The sequence below is a fragment of the Burkholderia sp. KCJ3K979 genome, from assembly GCF_016759955.1.
Classification (GTDB): Bacteria; Pseudomonadota; Gammaproteobacteria; order Burkholderiales; family Burkholderiaceae; genus Burkholderia; species Burkholderia orbicola.
Genome location: NZ_JACFYV010000408.1, coordinates 1 through 1715, shown reverse-complemented (window position 1 = coordinate 1715; position 1715 = coordinate 1). Strand labels below are relative to the sequence as shown.

Annotated in this window: 1 protein-coding gene; it reads left to right on the top strand. The window is 67.0% G+C overall.

Annotated features, from left to right (window positions below):
• Window positions 1–1715 (top strand): amidohydrolase (locus H3O04_RS35225; protein ID WP_202589503.1); only part of this gene is annotated, 1715 nt, incomplete at both ends.

Below are 1715 nucleotides of genomic sequence, written 5' to 3'. Positions count from 1 at the left end.
CGCTTCGTCGCGGTCGGCAGCGAAGCGGACGTGATGCCGCTCGCGGGCCGCGCGACGAAGGTGGTCGATCTCGGCGGCCGCGGCGTGCTGCCGGGCCTGATCGACAACCACTGCCACGTGATTCGTGGCGGACTGAACTACAACATGGAGCTGCGCTGGGACGGCGTGCCGTCGCTTGCGCTCGCGATGGAGATGCTCAAGCAGCAGGTCGCGATCACGCCCGCGCCGCAGTGGGTGCGCGTGGTCGGCGGCTTCACCGAACATCAGTTCGTGGAGAAACGGCTGCCGACGATCGAAGAACTGAACGCAGTCGCGCCCGATACGCCGGTATTCATCCTGCACCTGTACGATCGCGCGCTGCTGAACGCGGCGGCGCTGCGGGTGGTCGGCTATACGAAGGACACGCCGGAGCCGCCGGGCGGCACGATCCTGCGCGACGCGGCAGGCAACCCGACCGGCCTGCTGCTCGCGAACCCGAACGCGACGATCCTTTACGCGACGCTCGCGAAAGGCCCGAAGCTGCCGTTCGAGTATCAGTACAACTCGACGCGCCATTTCATGCGCGAGCTGAACCGGCTCGGCGTGACGGGGGTGATCGACGCGGGCGGCGGCTCGCAGAATTATCCCGATGATTACGAAGTGATCCGCAAGCTGCACGATGCGGGCGAGATGACGATCCGGATCGCGTACAACCTGTTCACGCAGAAGCCGAACGCGGAGAAGGAAGACTTCGTGAACTGGACGAAGAGCGTCAAGTACCACGACGGCACCGACTACTTCCGCAACAACGGCGCGGGCGAGATGCTGGCGTTTTCGGCGGCCGACTTCGAAGACTTCCGCGTCGCGCGGCCGGACCTGCCCGCACAGATGGAGGACGACCTCGAAGGCGTCGTGCGCGTGCTCGCGGAAAACCGTTGGCCGTGGCGCATGCACGCGACCTATGACGAAACGATCAGCCGCGCGCTCGACGTGTTCGAGAAGGTCAACGAGGACATCCCGCTCGCAGGGCTGAACTGGTTCTTCGATCACGCGGAAACGATCACCGAGCAATCGATGGACCGGATTGCCGCGCTCGGCGGCGGTATCGCGGTGCAGCACCGGATGGCGTACCAGGGCGAGTACTTCGTCGAGCGCTACGGCGCGCAAGCCGCGGAGGCGACGCCGCCGGTCGCGAAGATGCTCGCCAAGGGGCTCAAGGTGTCGGCCGGCACGGACGCGACGCGCGTCGCGTCGTACAACCCGTGGGTGTCGCTTGCATGGCTCGTGACGGGCAAGACGGTCGGCGGCCTGAGGATGTATCCGCAGCGCAACCTGCTTGATCGCGAAACCGCGCTGCGGATGTGGACCGAGTATGTGACGTGGTTCTCGAACGAGGAAGGCAAGAAGGGACGCATCGCGGTCGGGCAGCTTGCGGACCTGATCGTCCCGGATCGCGATTTCTTCGCGTGCGCGGAGGACGATATCGCCGGCACGACCGCATTGCTGACGGTGGTCGACGGGAAGATCGTATGGGGCGCGGGGCCGTTCGCGTCGCACGACGCGCCGATCCCGCCGGCGATGCCGGACTGGTCGCCGGTGCGCGAATTCGGCGGCTATGGCGGCTGGGGTGCGACGCAGCGCGACGGCGCGCCGTTGCAGCGCGCGGCGGCCGCCGCGATGTGCGCCTGCGCGAACGAATGCAACGTTCACCAGCATGCGCACGCGGGCGCGTGGGG